Here is a 21,005-nt window from a genome sequence, read left to right on the forward strand (position 1 = left end):
GTGAGCGGGCCGACCCTCGGGTCCGCGTGCCGTCGTCGGGCACGCTGTTAGGATGGAGTTCCGTGGCAGATCACCTGAACCGGCCCTCCTCCCGCCTCAACGCCTCGGGCGCTCGTACCGAGCACCGCACCGCGCACGTCTTCGTCACCGGCGGCGTCGCCTCCTCGCTCGGCAAGGGCCTCACGGCGTCCAGCCTCGGTCGTCTGCTCCGCTCGCGCGGCCTGCGCGTCACCATGCAGAAGCTCGACCCGTACCTCAACGTCGATCCCGGGACGATGAACCCGTTCCAGCACGGCGAGGTGTTCGTCACCGAGGACGGCGCCGAGACGGACCTCGACATCGGCCACTATGAGCGCTTCCTCGACGTCGACCTCGAGGCGTCCGCGAACGTCACGACCGGTCAGGTCTACTCCCAGGTCATCGCGCGCGAGCGGCGCGGCGAGTACCTGGGCGACACGGTCCAGGTCATCCCGCACATCACCGACGAGATCAAGACGCGCATGCGCGCCCAGGCCGGTGAGGACGTCGACGTCATCATCACCGAGATCGGCGGCACCGTCGGCGACATCGAGTCGCAGCCCTTCCTCGAGGCTGCCCGCCAGGTGCGCCACGAGCTCGGCCGGGACGACGTCTTCTTCCTCCACGTGTCGCTCGTGCCGTACATCGGCCCGTCGGGCGAGCTCAAGACGAAGCCCACGCAGCACTCGGTCGCGGCGCTGCGGTCCATCGGCATCCAGCCCGACGCGATCGTGCTGCGCGCGGACCGGGTGGTGCCCGAGCCGGTGAAGCGCAAGATCGCCCTCATGTGCGACGTCGACAACGAGGCTGTCGTCAACGCGATCGACGCGCCGAGCATCTACGACATCCCGCGCGTGCTGCACGCGGAGGGCCTCGACGCCTACGTCGTGCGCCGCCTCGGCCTGCCGTTCCACGACGTCGACTGGGACGGCTGGAGCCAGCTCCTCGAGCGCGTGCACCAGCCCGCCCACCGCGTCGAGGTCGCGCTCGTCGGCAAGTACATCGACCTCCCGGACGCCTACCTCTCCGTCACGGAGGCGCTGCGCGCCGGCGGGTTCGCGAACGACGCCAAGGTCACGATCCGCTGGGTCGCGTCCGACGAGTGCCAGACGCCCGAGGGCGCGGACGACGCGCTGCACGGCGTGGACGCCGTCCTCGTGCCCGGCGGGTTCGGCGTGCGGGGCATCGAGGGCAAGCTCGGTGCGCTGCGCTGGGCGCGTGAGAACAGGGTGCCGACCCTCGGCATCTGCCTCGGCCTGCAGTCGATGGTCATCGAGTACGCGCGCAACGTGCTCGGCATCGACGACGCGTCCTCGACCGAGTTCGACCCGGGCACGTCCCACCCCGTCATCGCGACCATGGAGGAGCAGCTCGCGATCGTCGGCGGCGACGGCGACCTCGGCGGCACGATGCGCCTCGGCTCCTACGAGGCCGCGCTCACCCCGGGCTCGGTCGTCGCGAAGACCTACGGCGCGGAGCGCGTCACGGAGCGCCACCGCCACCGCTACGAGGTGAACAACACCTACCGCAAGCAGCTCGAGGAGGCGGGGCTCGTCATCAGCGGGACGTCGCCCGACTCGTCGCTCGTCGAGTTCGTCGAGCTCCCCGCGGACGTCCACCCGTACTACGTGAGCACGCAGGCGCACCCGGAGTTCAAGTCGCGCCCCACGCGCTCGCACCCGCTGTTCAGCGGCCTCGTCCGCGCCGCGCTCGAGAACCAGGCGGACTGAGTGGCCGGCGAGCACCCGGTCGTGGACGCGCTCGCGCCCCGACCGGTCGTCGAGACGACGCTCGTGCACGAGGGTCGCGTGTTCGACCTGCGGTCCGACGTCGTCGACCTCGGCGACGGCGGCCGCGTCACGCGCGAGTACCTCGACCACCCGGGTGCGGTCGCGATCGTCGCCCTCGACGCGGACGAGCGTGTCCTGCTGCTGCGCCAGTACCGCCACCCGGTGCGGCGCGAGCTGTGGGAGGTGCCCGCGGGCCTGCTCGACGTCGTGGGCGAGGACGGGCGCGTCGCCGCGGCTCGCGAGCTCGCCGAGGAGGCGGACCTGCGGGCGGCCCGGTGGGACGTGCTCGTGGACTACTTCACGACGCCCGGCGGGTCCAACGAGGCGCTGCGGGTGTTCCTGGCGCGCGACCTGTCGCCCGTGCCGGACGACGAGCGGTTCGCGCGCGAGGCGGAGGAGCTCGACATGGAGCTGCGCTGGGTCCCGCTCGACGAGGCGGTGTCCGCCGTCCTGGAGGGCTCGCTGCACAACCCGTCGGCGGTCGTCGGGATCCTCGCGACCGCCACGTCGCGCGCGGGCGGCTGGGCCTCCCTGCGCCCCGCCGACGCGCCGTGGCCCGAGCGCCGCGGGGGCTGACGCGACGTCGCGGGCGGGACGGCGTCGGCACCGAGGACTAGTGTTCTGCGTCGTGCGCGACCACGACGACCTCCCGGAACGTGCCGAGGCGCTCGTGCGCGTCCTCGGGCCGGTCCGCGTGCCCGGGCCCGACGGCCGGGCGGTCGCCCCGCGCGGGCCGCGTGCGGCGGCGCTCGTGGTCGCGCTCGCGCTCGCGGACGGTCGGACGCTCGGCGTGGCCTCGCTCGTCGAGGACCTGTGGGGCCCGGACGCGCCCCAGGACCCGCGCGCCGCGCTGCAGAGCCTCGTGTCGCGCCTGCGGCGGGACGCGGCGCCGGGGACCGTGCTGTCGCGCGCCGGGGGCTACGCGCTCGGCGCGCCGAGCGACCTCGAGCTCGCACGCGGGGCGCTCGCCCGCGCGCGCGGCGCGCTCGCCCGGGCGCGGGAGGGCGGCTGGGCCGCCGACGGCGTCGCCGCGGCCGTCGCCGACCTGCGCGGCGCGCTCGCGTCGTGGACCGACGAGGAGCCCGGCACGGGCGTGCCCGGTCCCGTCGCCCAGGCGCTGCGCACCGAGGCCGCGCGGCTCCGGGCCGGACTGACCGCCGCCCTGCGGTCGGCCGCCGCGGCCGCCGGGGACCCCGTGACCGTGACGGCGCTGGCGTCCGCGGCGCTCGACGAGGACGCGACCGACGAGGACGCCGCGCGCGACCTCATGACGAGCCTCGCGGCGTCGGGCCGGGAGGGCGAGGCGCTCGCCGCCTACGCGCGCCTGCGGCACGCGCTCGTCCGCGAGCTCGGCACCGACCCGGCCCCGGACCTCCAGCAGCTCGCCGCAGACCTGCTCGGCAGGTCGTCGTCCGCGCCCGACGCCCCTCCCGACGCCCCTCCCGACGCCCGGTCCGACGCCTCGCCTGACGCCGTGCCCGGTCCTCGGGCCTCGCGCGGCGGTCCGGGGGACGGCGGGGGACCCCGCCCCGGCGGCGAGCCCCCGGTCGAGCCGGTCGGTCGCACCACGTCCGTGCGCGGCCTGCGGGCGGCGCCGGACGCGCTCGTCGGCCGGGACGAGGACGTCGACGCCGTCCGGGACGCGCTCGCGCGGGCAAGGCTCGTGACCGTCCTCGGCCCCGGTGGTCTCGGCAAGACGCGCCTCGCGCAGGAGGTCGCGCGGCGCACGGCGGCGACCGGCTCGGTCGACCTGGTGGTCGTCGTCGAGCTCGCGGGCGTGCGCTCGGACGCGGACGTCGTCGTGGCGCTGGCCGACGGCCTGGGCATCTCGCCGCCGGCCCGCACCGGGCGGCTCGCCGACCGCCTCGCGGCGCCCGAGCTGCGCGAGCAGGTGCTCGACCGGGTACGCGGGCGCGCGGCGCTGCTCGTGCTGGACAACTGCGAGCACGTCCTCGACGGCTCCGCGCGCTGGGCCGCCGACCTGCTCGGCGCGGCGCCCGGGCTCGTGGTGCTCACGACGAGCAGGTCGCCGCTCCGGCTCGCTGCCGAGCTCGTCTACCCGCTCGAGCCGCTCGGTGCGGCCGCGGGCGACGGTCCCGCCGTGCGCCTCTTCGTCGAGCGTGCGCACGCGGTCCGGCCGGGTGCGAGCCTTCCGCCGGCCGTCGTCGCGCGGCTGTGCGACCGCCTCGACGGGCTGCCGCTCGCCATCGAGCTCGCCGCAGCGCGCGTGCGGACCCTGAGCGTCGAGGAGGTGGAACGTCACCTCGACGAGCGCTTCGCGCTCCTGCGCTCCGGGGACCGGACCGCCCCGGACCGGCACCGCACGCTCGAGGCGGTGATCGAGTGGAGCTGGAACCTGCTGGGCCGGGCCGAGCAGGACCTGCTGTGCCGCGTCGCCGTCTTCCCGGACGGCTTCTCCGCCGAGGCGGCGCAGGCCGTGTCCGACGCCGGGAGCCGGGCGCCGTCGCGGGCGCCGGCCTGGGAGGTCCTCGACGGGCTCGACGGGCTCGTCGCGCAGTCGCTGCTGCGCGTCACCGAGGACGACGGCGTCGTGCGCTACCGGATGCTCGAGACGGTGCGGGAGTTCGGCGCCCTCCGGCTCGAGGCGACCGGGACGACGGCCCCGGCGCGCGAGGCCGTGCAGCGGTGGGCGGCCCGCCTCGCGACGCGGTGCGCCGCCGCGCTCGTGGGCGGGGACCAGGCCGCCGCGGCGACGGACCTGCGCCGCGAGCAGGAGAACCTCGTCTTCGCGCTCCGCGAGGCGGTGCAGGACGAGCGCCCCGACGTCGTCGTGCGCGTGTTCACCGCGCTCACCGGGTCCTGGCTCCTGCTCGGCGTCGAGGACCAGGCCACCGGGCTCGTGGAGGTGGTCCTCGACTCGGTCGTCGGGTGGGACGTGCCGCCCGGCGACGTCCAGCCCGCCGCGCTCGCGCTCGCCGCCGTCGCGGGGGCGAGCGCGTTCGCCCGGCCCGAGCTGACGGCCCGCGCCCTCGGCCGCCTGCGTCGGCTGCTGCGACGCCCCGAGGCCGGGCCGCGGACCCGTGCCCTCGCCCGCCTGCTCACCGTCCGCAGCCCGGAGGAGATGGAGGCGACGCTCGCCGGGCTCCGCGCGTCCGACGACGCGTTCGTGGCGATGCTCGCCGAGTTCACGACGGCGCAGACCGCGGAGAACGAGGGCCGGCTCGCCGAGGCCCGGCGCTGGGGCGAGCGCGCGCACGACCGCGCGGTGGCCCGCGGCGACGTCGCCGCCCGCGCCACCACGGCGATGTTCCTCGCGTCGTGCGCGAGCGAGGCGGGGGACGCCGTGGACGTCGGGCGCTGGGCGCGCGCCGCGCGCGGCCACCTGCGGGCCCTCGGCGCGACGGCGACGCTGCAGCAGCTCGACTGGGTCGAGATGTCGGCCGCGGTGACGCTCGGGGAGACGGAGCGTGCCGAGCGGAAGCTCGCGGCGCTCGCGGGCGCGGTCGAGCACGGTCCCGTGGGCCCGGACGTCCCTGCGGACGTGCGGTCCGTCGTCGCGATGGCGCGCGCGGAGGTCGCGGCGCTGCACGGCGACGACGCCGCCGCCCTCGAGCTCTACGGGCAGGCCGCGGCGTCGTTCGACGGCGACGCGCGCTGGTCGCCCTGGTACGTGCTCCTCGTGTCGTCGTGGCTGGTGCGTCTCGCCGGGACGGGGGCGGGTGCCCGACCAGGGGCGTCCGAGGCTCGGGCGCAAGCCGCGGACGTCGCCGCGGAGCTCCGCGAGGTCGTGCTCGCGATGCACCGGGCCCGGCCGCACTTCGTCGACTACCCGGTCGCCGGGACGGCGTTCCTCGCGCTCGGTGTCGCCGCGGTGCTCGACGCCGGCCGGCACCCGGGGCCGGGAACGGGGGAGGGAGCCCTCCTCGTCGCGCTCGCCGAGCGGATGGGCTCGCGCCAGGACCAGCCCGCGCTGCGGCACGAGAGCGCGTGGGCCCAGGTCGCCGGAGCGGCGGGCGCGGACGCGGCGGAGCGCGCCCGGACGAGGGCTCGCGAGCTGTCCCGCGCGGACCTCGCCCGGCAGGGCTTCGCGCTGCTCGCCGCCGCGGACGCGGTCGACGACCCGACCGCCGCGGGCGGCCCGGACGACGACGGGGCCGGCGCCCGTCGGGGCGCCGACCCCGCCTGACGACGGCTCGGCCGTACGGCGTCAGGCCTTGCGCATGTAGGCCCGCACGGTGAGCGGTGCGAAGACCGCCACGATGACGGCGGCCCCGACGAGCGAGACCACGGCGTCCGAGCCCAGGCTGCCGGTGTTCGCCAGCTCGCGGACCGCGGTGACGAGGTGCGACACCGGGTTCACGGCGACGAAGCCCTGGAGCCAGCCCGGCATCGTGTCGGGCTGCACGAACGCGTTCGACAGGAACGTCAGGGGGAACAGGACGATCATCGAGATGCCCTGCACGCTCGACGCGGTCCGCGCGACGACGCCGAAGAACGCGAAGATCCAGCTCACCGCCCACGAGCAGACGATGACGAGCACGCCCGCGAGCACGACCGCCCCGAGCCCGCCGCCGGGCCGGTAGCCCATGACGTAGCCCATCGTGAACGTGAGCGTCGTCGCGATGAGGTACCGGACGGTGTCGGCGAGCAGCGCGCCGGACAGCGGTGCGATCCGGGCGATGGGCAGCGACCGGAACCGGTCGAACACGCCCTTGTCCATGTCCTCGCGGAGCTGGGTGCCCGTGACGACCGACGTCGTGATGACGGTCTGCACGAGGATGCCGGGGATGATCGTCGGGAGGTAGCTCCCGACGTCGCCCGCGATCGCCCCGCCGAAGATGTACGTGAACATCAGCGTGAAGAGGATCGGCTGGAGCGTCACGTCGAACAGCTGCTCCGGCGTGCGCTTGATCTTCAGCAGGCCGCGGTAGGCCATGGTCAGGGTGTGCTCGGCGGTCGCGCGGAGCGACGGCCGGTCGGCGAGGACGCGGTCGGCGCCCGCCTCGATCCGGCGTCGTGCCGTCGGGACGGCCGGTGCGGTGGTCGTGGTGGTGGTGCTCATCGCAGCGCCGCCTCTCGTGTCGTGGCCGGGCGGTCGCCGCGCGGGCCGGGGCCGGGGTCCGTCGGGCCGGGGTCGTCGTCGGCCGGGGTGTCCGCCGCGGTGCCGTGCCCCGTGAGCGTGAGGAAGACCTCGTCGAGGCTGGGCTTGTCCATGCTCAGCGAGCCGACCTCGATCCGGGCCTCGCGCAGGCGCACGAGGAGGTCGGTCACCGAGCCCGGTCCGGGCACGGGGACGGTGAGCCGTCGGGCCTCGGGGGAGACGGTCGCGGTGAGGCCGAGGGTGCGCTCGACGATCTCCAGCGCGGGCCCCACGTCGTCGCCGTGGGCGAGCGAGAGCTGCAGCGACTGGTCGCCGACGGCGTCCTTGAGGTCGTCCGCGGTGCCCTCCGCCACGACGCGCCCGCGGTCGATCACCGCGATGCGGTCCGCGAGCTGGTCCGCCTCGTCGAGGTACTGCGTCGTCAGCAGGACCGTCGAGCCGCTCGCGACGAGGTCGCGGATCGTCGCCCACATCTGGGCGCGCGTGCGCGGGTCGAGGCCCGTCGTCGGCTCGTCGAGGAAGATGAGGGGCGGCTGGGCGATGAGGCTCGCGGCGAGGTCCAGCCGGCGGCGCATGCCGCCCGAGAAGTTCTTCAGCGGTCGCGACGCCGCCTCGGAGAGCCCGAACGTGTCGAGCAGCTCCGCGGCCTTGCGTCGCGCCTGCCCGCGCGAGAGTCCCAGCAGCCGCCCGAAGATCACGAGGTTCTCCGTCGCGCTGAGCGTCTCGTCGACGGACGCGTACTGGCCCGTCACGCCGATGAGCTGGCGCACCCGGTGGGGGTGCGCGACGACGTCGTGCCCGAACAGGCGGGCCTGCCCGGCGTCGGGACGCAGGAGCGTGGCGAGCATGCTGATGGTCGTCGTCTTGCCGGCGCCGTTGGGCCCGAGGACCCCGTAGACGGTGCCCGTGCGCACGGTGAGGTCCACGCCGTCGACGGCGCGGTGCGCGCCGAAGACCTTCACGAGGCCCTCGGCCTCGATCGCGGGGATGGTCATGTGTCCTCCTGGTCGGTGGGTTCACGACCAGGCTGGACGGGTGGCCTCGCACCGCGCTGTCACGGGAGCGCGGCCCGCTGTCACGCCGCTGTCACGCCGAGGCGCAGCCGTCGTCCTCGGCGGCGCGTGCTAGCGTCGACGGCGGTCGTGAACCGAGCCGAGGAGGTGAGCCCCGTGAACGCTGTGTCCGTACCGGGCGCTCCCTCGCTGCCCACGATCGCGCGACGGCCGTAGCCGTCCCCGGGAGCGCTCGCCGCACCATCGCGAGAGGCGACTCCCATGAGCACCACCACACCTTCTTCCGCACCGACCCCCTCAGACGCCGCGGTCCTCGGCCCGGCGGCAGCGGCGGTCCCGGTCCCGGTCTCGGTCCCTGCCCCGACGACGGCCGAGCGCGCCCTCGTGCTCGGGGGCGGCGGGTCCACCGGCAACGCGTGGCTGATCGGCGTCGTCGCCGGTCTCGCCGACGCCGGGGTCGACGTCACGACGGCCGACCTCACGGTCGGGACGTCGGCCGGCGCCACCACCGCGGCGCAGCTCGCCGGCGCGACGCCCGCCGAGCTCTACGCCGCCGTCGTCGCCGGAGCCCCGCCGCGGCGCGCACCGGTTCCCGGGCGGGACGACCGCCGGGAGCGGACGCGCCAGGCGGCGGACCAGATGGCGCGCACGGCCGCGCTCATCGCCGCGTCGCGCGACGCTGCGGACATGCGGCGCCGGCTCGGCGCCGCGGCGCTCGACCTCCCGGCGGCCTCGGACGCGTCGGCGCAGGAGCGCTGGCGGGCGACGGTCGCGGCGCGCCTGCCGAGCACGTCGTGGCCGCGCCGCGCGCTGCTCCTCACCGCGGTCGACGCGCGGACCGGCGCACCGGTCGTCCTCGGCGCGCACAGCGGCGTCGACCTGGTGGACGCGGTCGCGGCGAGCTGCGCGGGCGGGTTCGCGTACGGCGTCGGGCCGGACCGGTTCATCGACGGCGGGTACCGCCGCAACGAGAACGCCGACGTCGCGGCGGGGTACCGCCGCGTGCTCGTGCTGTCACCGCTGGGCGGCAGGACGCGCACGCCGCGGGAGTGGGGCATGCAGCTCGACGCGCAGGTCGCGGAGCTGCGCGCGCAGGGCAGCGCGGTCGAGACGCTCGTCCCCGACGGGTCCGCCGAGGGGCTCGTGGGACCGCGGGCGATGGACCTGACGCTGCGCCCGGCCGCCGCCCGCGCGGGCCACGCCCAGGGCGTGGAGGCCGCCGACCGCGTCGCGCGCCTCTGGCGCTGATCGCGGGCCCGGTCCGGCGCGTCGTCCCGTCGACGCGCCGGACCCCGGTGTCAGGCGCGCGTGCGGGTCGTGAGGACGACGCGCGTGGACCCGGCGACGAGCAGCGCCGAGCCGAGCATGTGCAGGCCCACGAGCAGCGCGGGCAGGCCCGTGAAGTACTGGACGTAGCCGATCGCGCCCTGGGCGAGCGTGATGGCGAGGAGGATCCACCCGGCGCGACGCACCTCCTGCGGCCCGCGGCGGACGCTCACGAGGTACGCGACGAGGACGGCGACGAAGACCCACACGGCCCACGCGTGGACCTTGCTCATGAGCGCCGGGTCGACGGCGAACCGGTACCCGACCTCCTCGTCACCGCTGTGCGGGCCCGCGCCCGTGACGATCACGCCGAGGACCACGACGACCGCGGTGAGCCCGTACAGCGCCCACGCGAGCGCGCGCGAGCGCGGCGCGACCGTCGGGACGGGCGGACCGTCGCCCTCCCCGGAGCGGTGCAGCAGCAGCAGCGAGACGGACACGAGCGCCGCCGAGACCACGAAGTGGAGCGACACCCAGCCCGGGTGCAGGTGCAGCAGCACGATGACGCCGCCGATGACCGCCTGCGCGGCGACGCCGAGGAGCGGCACGGCGCCCAGGAGCCGGTAGGACAGGACGCGCGAGCGGTCGGTCCACACGAGCACGAGGGCCGCGATCGCGATCACGCTCAGCACCCCGGTGAGCGTGCGGTTCCCGTACTCGACGAACTGGTGGTACGTCGTCTCCGGGTGGAAGCGCGCCGCGAACTGCCCGGGCTCGCACTGCGGCCACGTGGAGCACCCGAGGCCCGAGCCGGTCAGCCGGACGGCGCCGCCGGTGACGATGATGCCGATCTGCGCCACGAGGTTGGCGACGAGCACCGGCCGGGTCCAGCGGCGCAGCGGCGCGAGCCGGTCCGGTCGGGCGACGCCGTCGCCGGCGGGGCGGTCGGTCGTGCCGGGGTCGAGCGCGGGGGGCGGGGTGCTCACGGTCCCACGGTATCGGGACGCGCGCGCAGCCCCGGAATCCTGCGGGTGTGAGATGTGCCCGGGGAGGGTCAGGTCCAGCGGAAGAGCTTGCCCGCGCCCCAGCCGAGCGCGGCGGTCCAGCCCAGCAGCACGACGACCGAGAACGGCGGGACCGAGCCGTCGAGCAGGGCGCCGCGCATCGCCTCGCCGAGCGCGCCCGACGGCAGCAGCAGGGCGACGTGCGCGAGCGGCCCGGGCAGCTGGTCCGCCGGGACGAGCACGCCGCCGCCGACCGTGAGGAGCACGAGCACGAGGTTGGCGACCGCGAGCACGCCCTCGGCGCGCAGCGTGCCCGCGAGCAGCATCGCGAGCGACGTGAACGCCGCCGTGCCGAGCAGGACGGCGAGGAGCGCGGCCGGGATCCCCGCGACGTCGGGCTGCCAGCCGAGCGCGAGCGCGACGGCGGTGATGACGACGACCTGCACGACCTCGACCGCGAGCACGCCCAGCACCTTGCCCGCGAGCAGGCCGCCCCGGCCGAGGGGGGTCGTCGACATGAGGCGCAGCACGCCGTTGCGGCGGTCGAACGCGGTCGCGATGGCCTGCGACGTGAACGCCGTCGACATCACGGCGAGCGCGAGCACGCCCGGCGTCACGAAGTCGACGCGCGACGCACCGCCGGTGTCGAGGTCGACGAAGGACGTGAGCACGAGGCCGAGCAGGAGCATGACGGGCAGGATGATCGTCACGAGCAGCTGCTCGCCGTTGCGCAGGATCATCCGGGTCTCGAACGCCGTCTGGGCGGCGACGCGGCGCCACGCGGGCGCGGCGAGCTCGGTCCCGGCCGGCCCCCGGGCCGCGGCGGTGGCCGACGGCGTCTCGTTCGCGGTCATCGCAGGTGCCGTCCCGTGAGGTCGAGGAACACGTCCTCGAGCGTGCGGCGGCCCACCGTGACGCGCGATGCGAGGACGCCGCGCGCGGCGAGCCACGTCGTCAGCGCGACGAGCGTCGCAGGGTCGGCGGGGCCGGTGAGGGTGTACGAGCCGGGCTGCGGCTCGGCGACGGTCCACGACGCGGGGCCGGGGGCGCCGTCGGGCGAGGCGAGCGCGTCGCGCAGGCCGCCGAGATCGAGGCCGGCCGTCGCCTCGACGCGGACCGTGCGGTCCGTCTCCCCATCGTCCCCGGACTCGAGGAGCTCGCGCGTCGCGCCCGCCGCGATCACCTTCCCGTGGTCGACGACGTACACCTGGTCCGCGAGGTCCTCCGCCTCGTCCATGAGGTGCGTCGTGAGGACGATCCCGACGCCCTCGGCGCGCAGCTCGCGCACGAGCTCCCACACGGCGTGCCGGCTCTGCGGGTCCATGCCCGCGCTCGGCTCGTCGAGGAACACGACCTCGGGCCGCCCGACGATCGCCGCGGCGAGCGCGAGGCGCTGCCGCTGGCCGCCGGACAGGCGCCGGACGGTCGTGCGCGCGAAGCTCTCCAGCCCGAGGCGCTCGGTGAGCTCGCCGACGTCGCGGGGCCGGGCGTACATCGACGCGACGTGCCGCAGCATCTCCAGCGCGCGCACGCCCGTCGGCAGCCCGCCGTCCTGGAGCATGACGCCCACGCGGGGACGCAGCTCGCGCGCGTCGGTCAGCGGGTGCAGCCCGAGCACCTCGACGCGCCCGGCGTCGGGGGAGCGCAGGCCCTCGCAGCACTCGACGGTCGTCGTCTTGCCGGCGCCGTTGGGGCCGAGCACCGCGGTGATCGCGCCGCGCTCGGCGGTGAGGGACACGCCGTCGACGACGGCACGACCGTCGTAGCGCTTGACGAGGTCGTGCACGAGCACGGCGGGGGCGGGCACCCGGCCGATTCTAGGGGGAGCGCGCGCGCCCGCCGACCCGCGCCCGCCCTGGTCGCGCGGGGTGTCGCGTACGCCACATCCGCCGTGTCAGGGCCCCGTCTGAGGGTCGCCTTGCTTGCGCCGGAACAATTAGGGAACAACCATGTTGTCTATATCGAGGGCGCTGCGCGCGCAGGCGTGCCCCCGACCGACCACGGAGGTGAGCATGGGAGCAGGAGCGGTCCGACCGGACGCGCTGCGTACCGTCGCCCCCTCCGGCGCGCCCGCTGCCGACGTCGACCGGCGCACGCGCGAGCGCGTGCTCGAGCTCGTCGCGAGCGCGGGCCCCGTCAGCGCGGCCGACCTCGCCGCGACGCTGGGCCTCACGCCCGCCGCGGTGCGCCGCCACCTCGCCCTCCTCGAGGAGGACGACCTCGTCGCCGTGCACGACGCCGGGCACCCCACCGGGATGCGCGGCCGCCCCGCGCGGCGGTACGTGACGACGTCGGCCGGCCAGGGCGAGCTCAGCGGCACCTACGCCGACCTCGCCGCGCAGGCGCTGCGCTACCTGCGCGACGTCGCGGGACCGGGCGCCGTCGAGCGCTTCGCCCAGGACCGGCTGTCCGAGCTCGCCGACCGCTACGCGGACCGGCTCGACGCGCCGGACGTCGAGGGCCGCGCGGCCCAGCTCGCCGCCGCGCTCGCCGACGACGGCTACGCCGCGAGCGTGCGCCCTGTGCCGGGCACCTCCGCCGTCCAGCTGTGCCAGGGGCACTGCCCGGTGCAGCACGTCGCCGAGGAGTTCCCGCAGCTGTGCGAGGCGGAGGCCCAGGTCTTCGCCAAGCTGCTCGGCTCGCACGTGCAGCGCCTCGCGACCCTCGCGACGGGCGCGCACGCGTGCACCACGAACGTGCCGGTCGGGATCTCCGTCCCGGCCCCCGCACCGCGGGTGGCGCGAGCCGCCCTGGCCCACGACGTCCGGGCGCGGGGGCGCCCGTCGTCGGGCGAGACCTGACCCCGAGGGGCGCCCCGCCCCGCCCGCACGACCTCCCCCGAAGAACCTGTACCGACTGCCCCCGCCCGCAACGACGGACAGTGGAAGGACGACCATGAGCGCTCCCACCCAGGACGCCGCCGGCACGGCCCTGCCGACCGGTGAGAAGCAGACCGACGACGAGATCATCGCCTCGATCGGCGCCTACGAGTACGGCTGGCACGACTCCGACGAGGCGGGCCAGATCGCGCAGCGCGGCCTCGACGAGGACGTCGTGCGCAACATCTCCCGGCTCAAGAACGAGCCCGAGTGGATGCTGAACCAGCGCCTCAAGGCGCTGCGCCTGTTCGGCAAGAAGCCCATGCCGAGCTGGGGCTCCGACCTCACCGGCATCGACTTCGACAACATCAAGTACTTCGTGCGCTCCACGGAGAAGCAGGCCGCCACGTGGGACGACCTGCCCGAGGACATCAAGGAGACGTACGACAAGCTCGGCATCCCCGAGGCGGAGAAGCAGCGCCTCGTCGCGGGCGTCGCCGCGCAGTACGAGTCCGAGGTGGTCTACCACCAGATCAACGAGGAGCTCGAGCGCCAGGGCGTCATCTTCCTCGACACGGACACCGCGCTGCGCGAGCACCCGGAGATCTTCCAGGAGTACTTCGGCACCGTCATCCCGTCGGGCGACAACAAGTTCGCCGCGCTCAACTCGGCCGTGTGGTCGGGCGGGTCGTTCGTCTACGTGCCGCCGGGCGTGCACGTCGAGATCCCGCTGCAGGCCTACTTCCGCATCAACACGGAGAACATGGGCCAGTTCGAGCGGACGCTGATCATCGCGGACGAGGGCTCGTACGTGCACTACGTCGAGGGCTGCACCGCGCCGATCTACTCGTCGGACTCGCTGCACTCCGCGGTCGTCGAGATCGTCGTGAAGAAGAACGCCCGCGTGCGCTACACGACGATCCAGAACTGGTCGAACAACGTCTACAACCTCGTGACCAAGCGGGCGACCGCGGCCGAGGGCGCGACGATGGAGTGGGTCGACGGCAACATCGGCTCCAAGGTCACCATGAAGTACCCGGCGATCTACCTGCTCGGCGAGCACGCGCGCGGCGAGACGCTGTCGATCGCGTTCGCGGGCGAGGGCCAGCACCAGGACGCCGGGGCCAAGATGGTCCACGCGGCGCCCCACACGTCGTCGTCGATCGTCTCGAAGTCGGTCGCGCGCGGCGGTGGCCGCACGTCCTACCGCGGCCTGGTCCAGGTGCTCGAGGGCGCCTCGCACTCGGCCTCGACCGTGCTGTGCGACGCGCTGCTCGTCGACCAGATCTCCCGGTCCGACACCTACCCGTACGTCGACGTCCGCGAGGACGACGTGTCCATGGGGCACGAGGCGACGGTCTCGCGGGTGAGCGAGGACCAGCTGTTCTACCTCATGTCCCGAGGCATGGAGGAGACCGAGGCGATGGCCATGATCGTGCGCGGGTTCGTCGAGCCCATCGCGCGCGAGCTGCCCATGGAGTACGCGCTCGAGCTCAACCGCCTCATCGAGCTGCAGATGGAAGGGTCCGTCGGCTGATATGACCACCACCACCGTTCCCGAAGAGGCCGGTCTGACCACCGACCACTCGCGCGCGCAGGCCGACGGGGCGCACTCCCACGGCGTCGTCGTGCCCCAGGGCTCGCGCGCCGAGCGGCTCACGTCGTTCGACCTCGCCGACATCCCCGTGCCCTCCGGGCGCGAGGAGGAGTGGCGCTTCTCGCCCGTCGCGCGCCTCGCGCCCCTGTTCGACGACACGATCGTCGGGCAGAGCGGCGGCGGCGACGTGCGCGTCACGGTCGTCGAGGCGCCCGAGGTCGAGGTCACGATCGTCGGCCGTGACGACGAGCGCCTCGGCACCGCCGGCAAGCCCGGCGACCGCACGGCCGTGACGGCGTGGAACGCCTTCGAGCAGGCCACGGTCGTCACGGTGCCGAAGGAGGCCGTCGCCTCCGACGTCACCTCGGTCCGCATCGAGGGCCACGGCTCCACGCCGACGGCGAGCCACGTCCTCGTGCGCGCCGAGCGGCACTCCGAGGCCGTCGTCGTGCTCGACCACGTGGGCGCCGCGACGCTCAACGAGACGGTCGAGATCGTCGTCGAGGACGGCGCACACCTCACCGTCGTGTCCGTCCAGGACTGGGCCGACGGCGCCGTGCACGCGTCGTCGCACCGCGCGCGGATCGGGCGCGACGCGCGCCTCAAGCACGTGGTCGTCACGCTCGGCGGCGACGTCGTGCGCGTCACCCCGGACGCGGAGTTCACCGCCGAGGGCGGCGAGGTCGAGATGGTGGGCCTCTACTTCGCCGACGCGGACCAGCACCAGGAGCACCGTCTGTTCGTCGACCACGCCGTCCCGCGCTGCAAGTCCCGCGTGACGTACAAGGGCGCGCTGCAGGGCGAGGGCGCGCACGCCGTGTGGGTCGGGGACGTGCTCATCCGGGCCGAGGCCGAGGGCACCGACACGTACGAGCTCAACCGCAACCTCGTCCTCACGGACGGCGCGCGCGCGGACTCGGTGCCGAACCTCGAGATCGAGACGGGCGAGATCGAGGGCGCGGGGCACGCGTCCGCGACCGGCCGCTTCGACGACGAGCAGCTCTTCTACCTGCAGGCTCGCGGCATCCCGGAGGTCGAGGCGCGCCGCCTCGTCGTCCGCGGCTTCTTCGCCGAGCTCATCCAGGAGATCGGCGTCGCGTCGGTCGAGGAGCGCCTGCTCGAGGCGATCGAGCGCGAGCTGAGCAAGTCCATGTCGATCATCGACGGGAGCGCCGAGCCCGCCGAGGCGACGGCGTGACCGCACAGCCCGCCTGCACGACGTCCGACCTCGGCCCGGAGGAGGCGCTGCGCGTCGAGCTCCCTGCCGAGGACGGGCGCGTCGTCGAGGTCGCGGTCGTGCGCGACGGCGACGGCGGGTGGCACGCGATCTCCGACATCTGCTCGCACGGGGCCGTGTCCCTGTCCGACGGGGAGGTCGAGGGCTGCTTCGTCGAGTGCTGGCTGCACGGCTCGCAGTTCGACCTGCGGACCGGCATGCCGACCGCGCTGCCCGCGATGCGGCCCGTGCCGGTCTACCCGGTGACGGTCGACGGCGAGCAGGTGCTCGTCGACGTCGACCGCGTCGTCGCTCCCACCTGACCCGACCTCCTCTGACCCGGCGCGCCGCGCGCGCCCCCAGCTCAAGAACCTCTTGGAGAACCACTGATGTCCACTCTCGAGATCCGCGACCTGCACGTCAGCGTCGAGACCAAGGAAGGGCCGAAGCCGATCCTGCGCGGCGTCGACCTGACGATCGCCAGCGGCGAGGTCCACGCCATCATGGGCCCGAACGGCTCGGGCAAGTCCACGCTCGCCTACTCGATCGCCGGCCACCCCAAGTACCAGGTCACTGGCGGCACCGTGACGCTCGACGGCGAGGACGTCCTCGCCATGAGCGTCGACGAGCGCGCCCGCGCGGGCCTGTTCCTCGCCATGCAGTACCCGGTCGAGGTCCCCGGCGTCTCCGTGTCGAACTTCCTGCGCACCGCGAAGACCGCGATCGACGGCGAGGCCCCCGCGCTGCGCCACTGGGTCAAGGACGTCAAGGGCGCCATGGAGCGCCTGCGCATGGACGACTCCTTCGCCGAGCGCTCGGTCAACGAGGGCTTCTCCGGCGGTGAGAAGAAGCGCCACGAGATCCTCCAGATGGAGCTCCTCCAGCCGAAGTTCGCCGTCCTCGACGAGACCGACTCGGGCCTCGACGTCGACGCGCTGCGCATCGTCTCCGAGGGCGTGAACCGCGTCCACGAGGCGACCCAGGCGGGCGTCCTGCTCATCACGCACTACACGCGCATCCTGCGCTACATCAAGCCGGACTTCGTCCACGTCTTCGTCGACGGCAAGGTCGCGGAGGAGGGCGGCCCGGAGCTCGCCGAGCGCCTGGAGGAGGAGGGCTACGACCGCTACCTCGGTGGCGCCGTCGAGTCCGCCTCGGCCGCCTCGGCCTGAGCGCTCGCACCACCTGAGGAGACGACCATGACGACCACCGCGCACCCCGCAGGGCAGCACGCCGGTCCGGCGCGCCTGACCGACGTCGAGCTCGCCGCCGTGCGGGCGGACTTCCCGCTGCTCGAGCGCACCGTGCGCGGTGGTCGTCCGCTCGTCTACCTCGACTCCGCGGCCACCGCGCAGAAGCCGCAGGTCGTCCTCGACACCGAGGTCGACTTCTACGAGGAGCGCAACGCGGCCGTGCACCGCGGCGCGCACCAGCTCGCCGAGGAGGCGACGGAGGCGTTCGAGGACGCCCGGGCCGACGTCGCGGCGTTCGTCGGTGCGCGCCCGGGCGAGATCGTCTGGACGTCGGGAGCGACGGCCGCGATCAACCTCGTCGCGTACGGGATCTCGAACGCGACGCTCGGCCGCGGGGGAGAGGCGGCCCGCCGCTTCGCGCTGGCCCCGGGCGACGAGATCGTCGTCACCGAGGCGGAGCACCACGCGAACATCGTGCCGTGGCAGGAGCTCGCGGCCCGCACCGGGGCCGTCCTGCGCTGGTTCGAGGTGGACGACGACGGTCGCGTGCGCGTCGAGGACGCGGCGACCGTCATCACCGAGCGCACGCGCGTCGTGGCCTTCACGCACGTGTCGAACGTGACGGGCGCGGTCACCCCGGTCGAGCCGATCGTGGCCCGGGCGGGCGAGGTCGGGGCGCTCACGGTGCTCGACGCGTGCCAGTCCGTGCCGCACCTGCCGGTGGACCTGCCCGCGCTCGGCGTCGACTTCGCCGCGTTCTCGGCGCACAAGATGCTCGGTCCCACGGGCGTGGGCGTGCTGTACGGGCGGCGCGAGCTGCTCGAGGCGCTGCCGCCCGTGACGACCGGCGGGTCGATGATCGAGGTCGTCACGATGACCGAGTCGTCGTACATGGCGCCGCCGCAGCGGTTCGAGGCGGGCACCCAGCCCGTCGCACAGGTCGTCGGGTTCGGCGCCGCCGCGAAGTACCTGCACGAGCTCGGCATGGACGGCGTCGCCGCGCACGAGCACGAGCTCGCCGCGGAGCTGCTGCGCATCGGGGAGATCCCCGGCGTGCGCATCATCGGCCCGCGCGAGCCGGCCGACCGGCTCGCCGTCGTGTCGTTCGTCGTGGACGGCGTGCACGCGCACGACGTCGGCCAGGTGCTCGACGACGCAGGCATCGCCGTGCGCGTAGGTCACCACTGCGCCCAGCCCCTGCACCGCCGCTTCGGGATCGCCGCGACCGCGCGCGCGTCCGCGTCGGTGTACACCACGCGCGAGGACGTCGACGCGTTCCGGGAAGCATTGGCCGGGGTCCGCGCGTTCTTCTCGGTGGACTGAGAGAGGACCCGATGAGCTCGATCGAGCAGATGTACCAGCAGGTCATCCTCGACCACGCGAAGACCCCGCACGGCCGGGGCCTGGTCGAGGTGGCGGACGGCGCGACGAGCGGCCAGTCGCACCAGGTGAACCCCACGTGCGGCGACGAGGTGACGCTGCGCGTCGAGCTCGCCGGCGGCACCATCGACCGCGTGAGCTGGGAGGGGCAGGGCTGCAGCATCTCGCAGGCGTCCCTGTCCGTGCTCACCGACCTCGTGACGGGGCGCCCCGCCGCGGAGGCCGAGCACCTCGGCGACGTCTTCCGCGAGCTCATGGGCTCGCGGGGCAAGGGCCTCGACGAGGCCGTGGAGGACGAGCTCGGTGACGCCACCGTGTTCACGGGCGTCTCGCGCTACCCTGCACGGATCAAGTGCGCCCTGCTCGGCTGGGCCGCGCTGCGCGACTCGCTCGTCACCTCGGGCGCCCTGAGCACGCCGGGCGACGCATCGACCGCAATGGCTTCCGACGCGGCGCTCGCCGCGCGGGGAACGACGGAGGAGAACCGATGACCACCGAGACCGGCGCGCCCGCCGAGGGCGCCACGCCGAGCCCGCCGAACGTCGCGGACGTCGAGGAGGCGATGCGCGACGTCATCGACCCCGAGCTCGGCATCAACGTCGTCGACCTCGGCCTCGTCTACGGCATCCAGATCGACCAGAACAACCACGCCGTCATCGACATGACGCTCACGTCCGCGGCGTGCCCGCTGACGGACGTCATCGAGGACCAGTCCGCGCAGGCGCTCGAAGGCCTCGTCGACGGCTTCCGCGTCAACTGGGTCTGGATGCCGCCGTGGGGCCCGGAGAAGATCACCGACGACGGCAAGGAGCAGCTCCGCGCGCTCGGCTTCAACGTCTGAGACCACCGCTGCGACCGACGCCGCGTCCCCGTCCGGGGGCGCGGCGTCGTGCTGTTCCCGGCAGGTCGTGCGGTGCCGTTGGTGCCTGCCCGCGGTTCGCCCCTTCCGGTACGTTGACGCGGATCGTCCTGAGTGTTGGGATATGTGCGCCCACACCACTTTTCGGAGGACGACGTGACACAGCAGGACCAGACCGCCGCGGGCGGCTCAGCGCGGCAGGTGCGCTACCGCGGCAGGCATCTCCCGATGGTGGCGGTGGTCATCGCGGCGACGATCGCCACCGCCCTGGCGTACAGCGGCATGGTCCTGTTCGGTCTCGAGGTGGCGCACATGTCGCCGCTCGAGGCGTACGGGCTGGCGGGCTTCCTCGAGATCAGCCTCGTCGCCGTCGCGCTCATGGCGCGCAACGCGGCGCTCGAGGGGCGGCCCTACGGCGTGCTCCTCGCGCTCACGTGGGTGCTCTCGGGGACGTCGGGCCTGTTCGCCGCTCTCCACGAGATCGCCGTCCCGACGGCGAGCACCCCGTACATGGTGGTGTTCCGGTTCGTGCCGCCGCTGGTCGCCGCGCTCATGTGGCACCTCGCCCTCGTGGGGGAGCGGCACATGGTCACGGGCCACACGCTCGAGGAGCGCCGTCGTGAGCTGCGCGTCCACGGGTACGTGTCCGCCCTTGAGCAGTGGCGCGACGCGCGCGCCGACAGCGCTGGCTCGCCGGCGGACCTGCGCAAGGTCCGCGCCGCGCACGAGCGCCAGCGCGCCGCCCGTGACGCCGCGCTCAAGCTGCTGACGGTCGAGGACTTCGAGCGTCGCATGCAGGTCTGGGTCGACCGCCTGGAGGCCGCCGAGCGGCACGGCAACCGGCTCGACCTCATCGGGGCGAGCTCCGCGAAGCGCGGCACCGCGCGGGGAAGGACCGGCGCTGCGGCGTCCGGGGCGCCCGCGCCCGCCGAGGCGCCCGCGGTCGTGGCTGTCGGGGCGGCAGTGTCCGCCGCGACGATCGGCCCGGCTCCGCTCGCCCCCCGGCCCGCGAGCGGTGACGAGTCCGATGCGGTCGAGGCTCTCCCGGCGGTCGAGCCGGCCGACGCCGTGACGCCCGACGCCGTGACGCCCGCCGTCGACGTGCCCGCCACCGACGCGTCCGACGACGTCGCGTCGGACGCCGCGCCGTCGTCCGACCTGCCGGTGCGCGAGGTGACCCGCGAGCTCCCCGCCGCCGAGACGGCTGCCGAGGTCTCCGACGCGGAGACCGCGCAGGAGGCGCGCGCCGCCGAGTCCGCGTTCGAGGCCCTGCCGGACCTCGAGGCGCGGGTGAAGGAGATCTTCGGGCGCACGCGGCCCCTCCCGTGGGAGCAGCCCGTCCCCGAGGAGGAGGCGCAGACGTCGTCGGCTCCGGAGCCCCCGGCCGTGACGGGCCACACGCGCCGCGTGGAGGTCTTCGACCTCCCGCGGCCGCAGGACGTGGAGGTGACGACGGCGGACGACGTCGAGGCGACGCTCGGCGAGGACCCGACCGCCGAGCGCGACCGGCGCATCGTCGAGCTCGCGCGTGAGGGCCTCAACCAGCGCGAGATCGCCCAGCGGGTCTCGGCGTCGCGGTCGACCGTGAGCCGCGTCGTGCGTCGTTACGAGGACCAGCTGGCCGACGAGGCCCGCGAGCTCGCGAACGCCTGAGCCCCCGCCGAACGATCGGCGCCACGACGCCGCGTCCCGTCCGGGGCGTGGCGTCGTGCCGTCCCCACCTCACGTATGGCCGGCGGGTGGCTTTCGCCGTGGGTACCGAGGACCTTGGTCCCGGGGGCGGCTGTG

Annotated in this window: 18 protein-coding genes; 13 read left to right on the top strand and 5 right to left on the bottom strand. The window is 74.7% G+C overall.

From position 1 onward, the window contains the following. Window positions 1-62: 62 nt before the first annotated feature. The 3 genes from B9L22_RS09920 to B9L22_RS09930 are packed head-to-tail and all read left to right on the top strand — an operon-like array spanning window position 63 to window position 5,955. Window positions 63-1,748, top strand: a complete 1,686-nt coding sequence (locus B9L22_RS09920) for a CTP synthase (protein WP_085388057.1) — start codon at window positions 63-65, stop codon at window positions 1,746-1,748. After that, window positions 1,749-2,384 (top strand): NUDIX hydrolase, encoded by a 636-nt coding sequence (locus B9L22_RS09925; RefSeq protein WP_086150275.1) that lies wholly within the window; start codon window positions 1,749-1,751, stop codon window positions 2,382-2,384. It abuts the gene before it with no gap. A gap of 52 nt (window positions 2,385-2,436) precedes the next feature. Beyond that, window positions 2,437-5,955, top strand: coding sequence for a BTAD domain-containing putative transcriptional regulator (locus B9L22_RS09930; protein WP_143317234.1), 3,519 nt, complete (start codon window positions 2,437-2,439; stop codon window positions 5,953-5,955). Between the two features lie 21 nt (window positions 5,956-5,976). Here the strand turns inward: B9L22_RS09930 and B9L22_RS09935 are convergent, their stop codons facing one another. Next, window positions 5,977-6,831 (bottom strand): ABC transporter permease, encoded by an 855-nt coding sequence (locus tag B9L22_RS09935; protein ID WP_086150277.1) that lies wholly within the window; start codon window positions 6,829-6,831, stop codon window positions 5,977-5,979. Further along, the gene (locus B9L22_RS09940) at window positions 6,828-7,865 is read right to left on the bottom strand and encodes an ATP-binding cassette domain-containing protein (protein ID WP_086150278.1); all 1,038 of its coding nucleotides are present in this window, start codon (window positions 7,863-7,865) and stop codon (window positions 6,828-6,830) included. The genes B9L22_RS09935 and B9L22_RS09940 overlap by 4 nt, the downstream gene beginning before the upstream one ends. Before the next feature lie 279 nt (window positions 7,866-8,144). Here B9L22_RS09940 and B9L22_RS09950 point away from each other — a divergent pair, with 279 nt between their 5' ends. Then, window positions 8,145-9,131, top strand: coding sequence for a patatin-like phospholipase family protein (locus B9L22_RS09950; protein WP_198947275.1), 987 nt, complete (start codon window positions 8,145-8,147; stop codon window positions 9,129-9,131). A gap of 50 nt (window positions 9,132-9,181) precedes the next feature. Here B9L22_RS09950 and B9L22_RS09955 read toward each other — a convergent pair whose 3' ends face one another. The 3 genes from B9L22_RS09955 to B9L22_RS09965 form a co-directional block, all read right to left on the bottom strand. Further along, complete coding sequence (locus B9L22_RS09955) at window positions 9,182-10,135, bottom strand: COX15/CtaA family protein (protein ID WP_086150281.1); 954 nt, start codon at window positions 10,133-10,135, stop codon at window positions 9,182-9,184. 68 nt (window positions 10,136-10,203) lie between these two features. Then, the gene (locus tag B9L22_RS09960) at window positions 10,204-11,007 is read right to left on the bottom strand and encodes an ABC transporter permease (RefSeq protein WP_034656080.1); all 804 of its coding nucleotides are present in this window, start codon (window positions 11,005-11,007) and stop codon (window positions 10,204-10,206) included. Continuing rightward, a complete protein-coding gene (locus tag B9L22_RS09965; RefSeq protein ID WP_086150282.1) occupies window positions 11,004-11,960 on the bottom strand; it encodes an ABC transporter ATP-binding protein in 957 nt (318 codons plus the stop codon). Before B9L22_RS09965 ends, B9L22_RS09960 begins: the two co-directional genes overlap by 4 nt. A 205-nt stretch (window positions 11,961-12,165) precedes the next feature. Here B9L22_RS09965 and B9L22_RS09970 point away from each other — a divergent pair, with 205 nt between their 5' ends. From B9L22_RS09970 to B9L22_RS10010, 9 genes are all read left to right on the top strand, one after another. Beyond that, window positions 12,166-12,954: a metalloregulator ArsR/SmtB family transcription factor gene (locus tag B9L22_RS09970; RefSeq protein WP_076404969.1), complete on the top strand. Its 789-nt coding sequence runs from the start codon at window positions 12,166-12,168 to the stop codon at window positions 12,952-12,954. Between the two features lie 94 nt (window positions 12,955-13,048). After that, on the top strand, window positions 13,049-14,509 hold the full coding sequence (gene sufB, locus B9L22_RS09975) for a Fe-S cluster assembly protein SufB (protein WP_021480877.1): 1,461 nt from the start codon (window positions 13,049-13,051) through the stop codon (window positions 14,507-14,509). A gap of 1 nt (window position 14,510) precedes the next feature. Continuing rightward, window positions 14,511-15,767, top strand: a complete 1,257-nt coding sequence (gene sufD, locus B9L22_RS09980; RefSeq protein WP_034656076.1) for a Fe-S cluster assembly protein SufD — start codon at window positions 14,511-14,513, stop codon at window positions 15,765-15,767. After that, window positions 15,764-16,108 (top strand): non-heme iron oxygenase ferredoxin subunit, encoded by a 345-nt coding sequence (locus B9L22_RS09985; RefSeq protein ID WP_021480875.1) that lies wholly within the window; start codon window positions 15,764-15,766, stop codon window positions 16,106-16,108. Before sufD ends, B9L22_RS09985 begins: the two co-directional genes overlap by 4 nt. Before the next feature lie 66 nt (window positions 16,109-16,174). Next, window positions 16,175-16,957, top strand: coding sequence for a Fe-S cluster assembly ATPase SufC (sufC, locus tag B9L22_RS09990; protein WP_021480874.1), 783 nt, complete (start codon window positions 16,175-16,177; stop codon window positions 16,955-16,957). Window positions 16,958-16,984: 27 nt separating this feature from the next. Continuing rightward, on the top strand, window positions 16,985-18,301 hold the full coding sequence (locus tag B9L22_RS09995) for a cysteine desulfurase (protein ID WP_086150283.1): 1,317 nt from the start codon (window positions 16,985-16,987) through the stop codon (window positions 18,299-18,301). Between the two features lie 11 nt (window positions 18,302-18,312). Next, entirely contained in the window at window positions 18,313-18,849 is a 537-nt protein-coding gene (gene sufU, locus B9L22_RS10000; RefSeq protein ID WP_086150284.1) for a Fe-S cluster assembly sulfur transfer protein SufU, read from the top strand. Continuing rightward, window positions 18,846-19,199, top strand: coding sequence for a metal-sulfur cluster assembly factor (locus B9L22_RS10005; RefSeq protein WP_021480871.1), 354 nt, complete (start codon window positions 18,846-18,848; stop codon window positions 19,197-19,199). Before sufU ends, B9L22_RS10005 begins: the two co-directional genes overlap by 4 nt. A 174-nt stretch (window positions 19,200-19,373) precedes the next feature. Beyond that, a complete protein-coding gene (locus tag B9L22_RS10010) occupies window positions 19,374-20,870 on the top strand; it encodes a helix-turn-helix domain-containing protein (protein ID WP_143317236.1) in 1,497 nt (498 codons plus the stop codon). The last annotated feature ends 135 nt before the right edge of the window (window positions 20,871-21,005 follow it).

Origin of the sequence: Cellulosimicrobium sp. KWT-B (genome assembly GCF_002127155.1) — a bacterium.
GTDB lineage: Bacteria > Actinomycetota > Actinomycetes > Actinomycetales > Cellulomonadaceae > Cellulosimicrobium > Cellulosimicrobium funkei.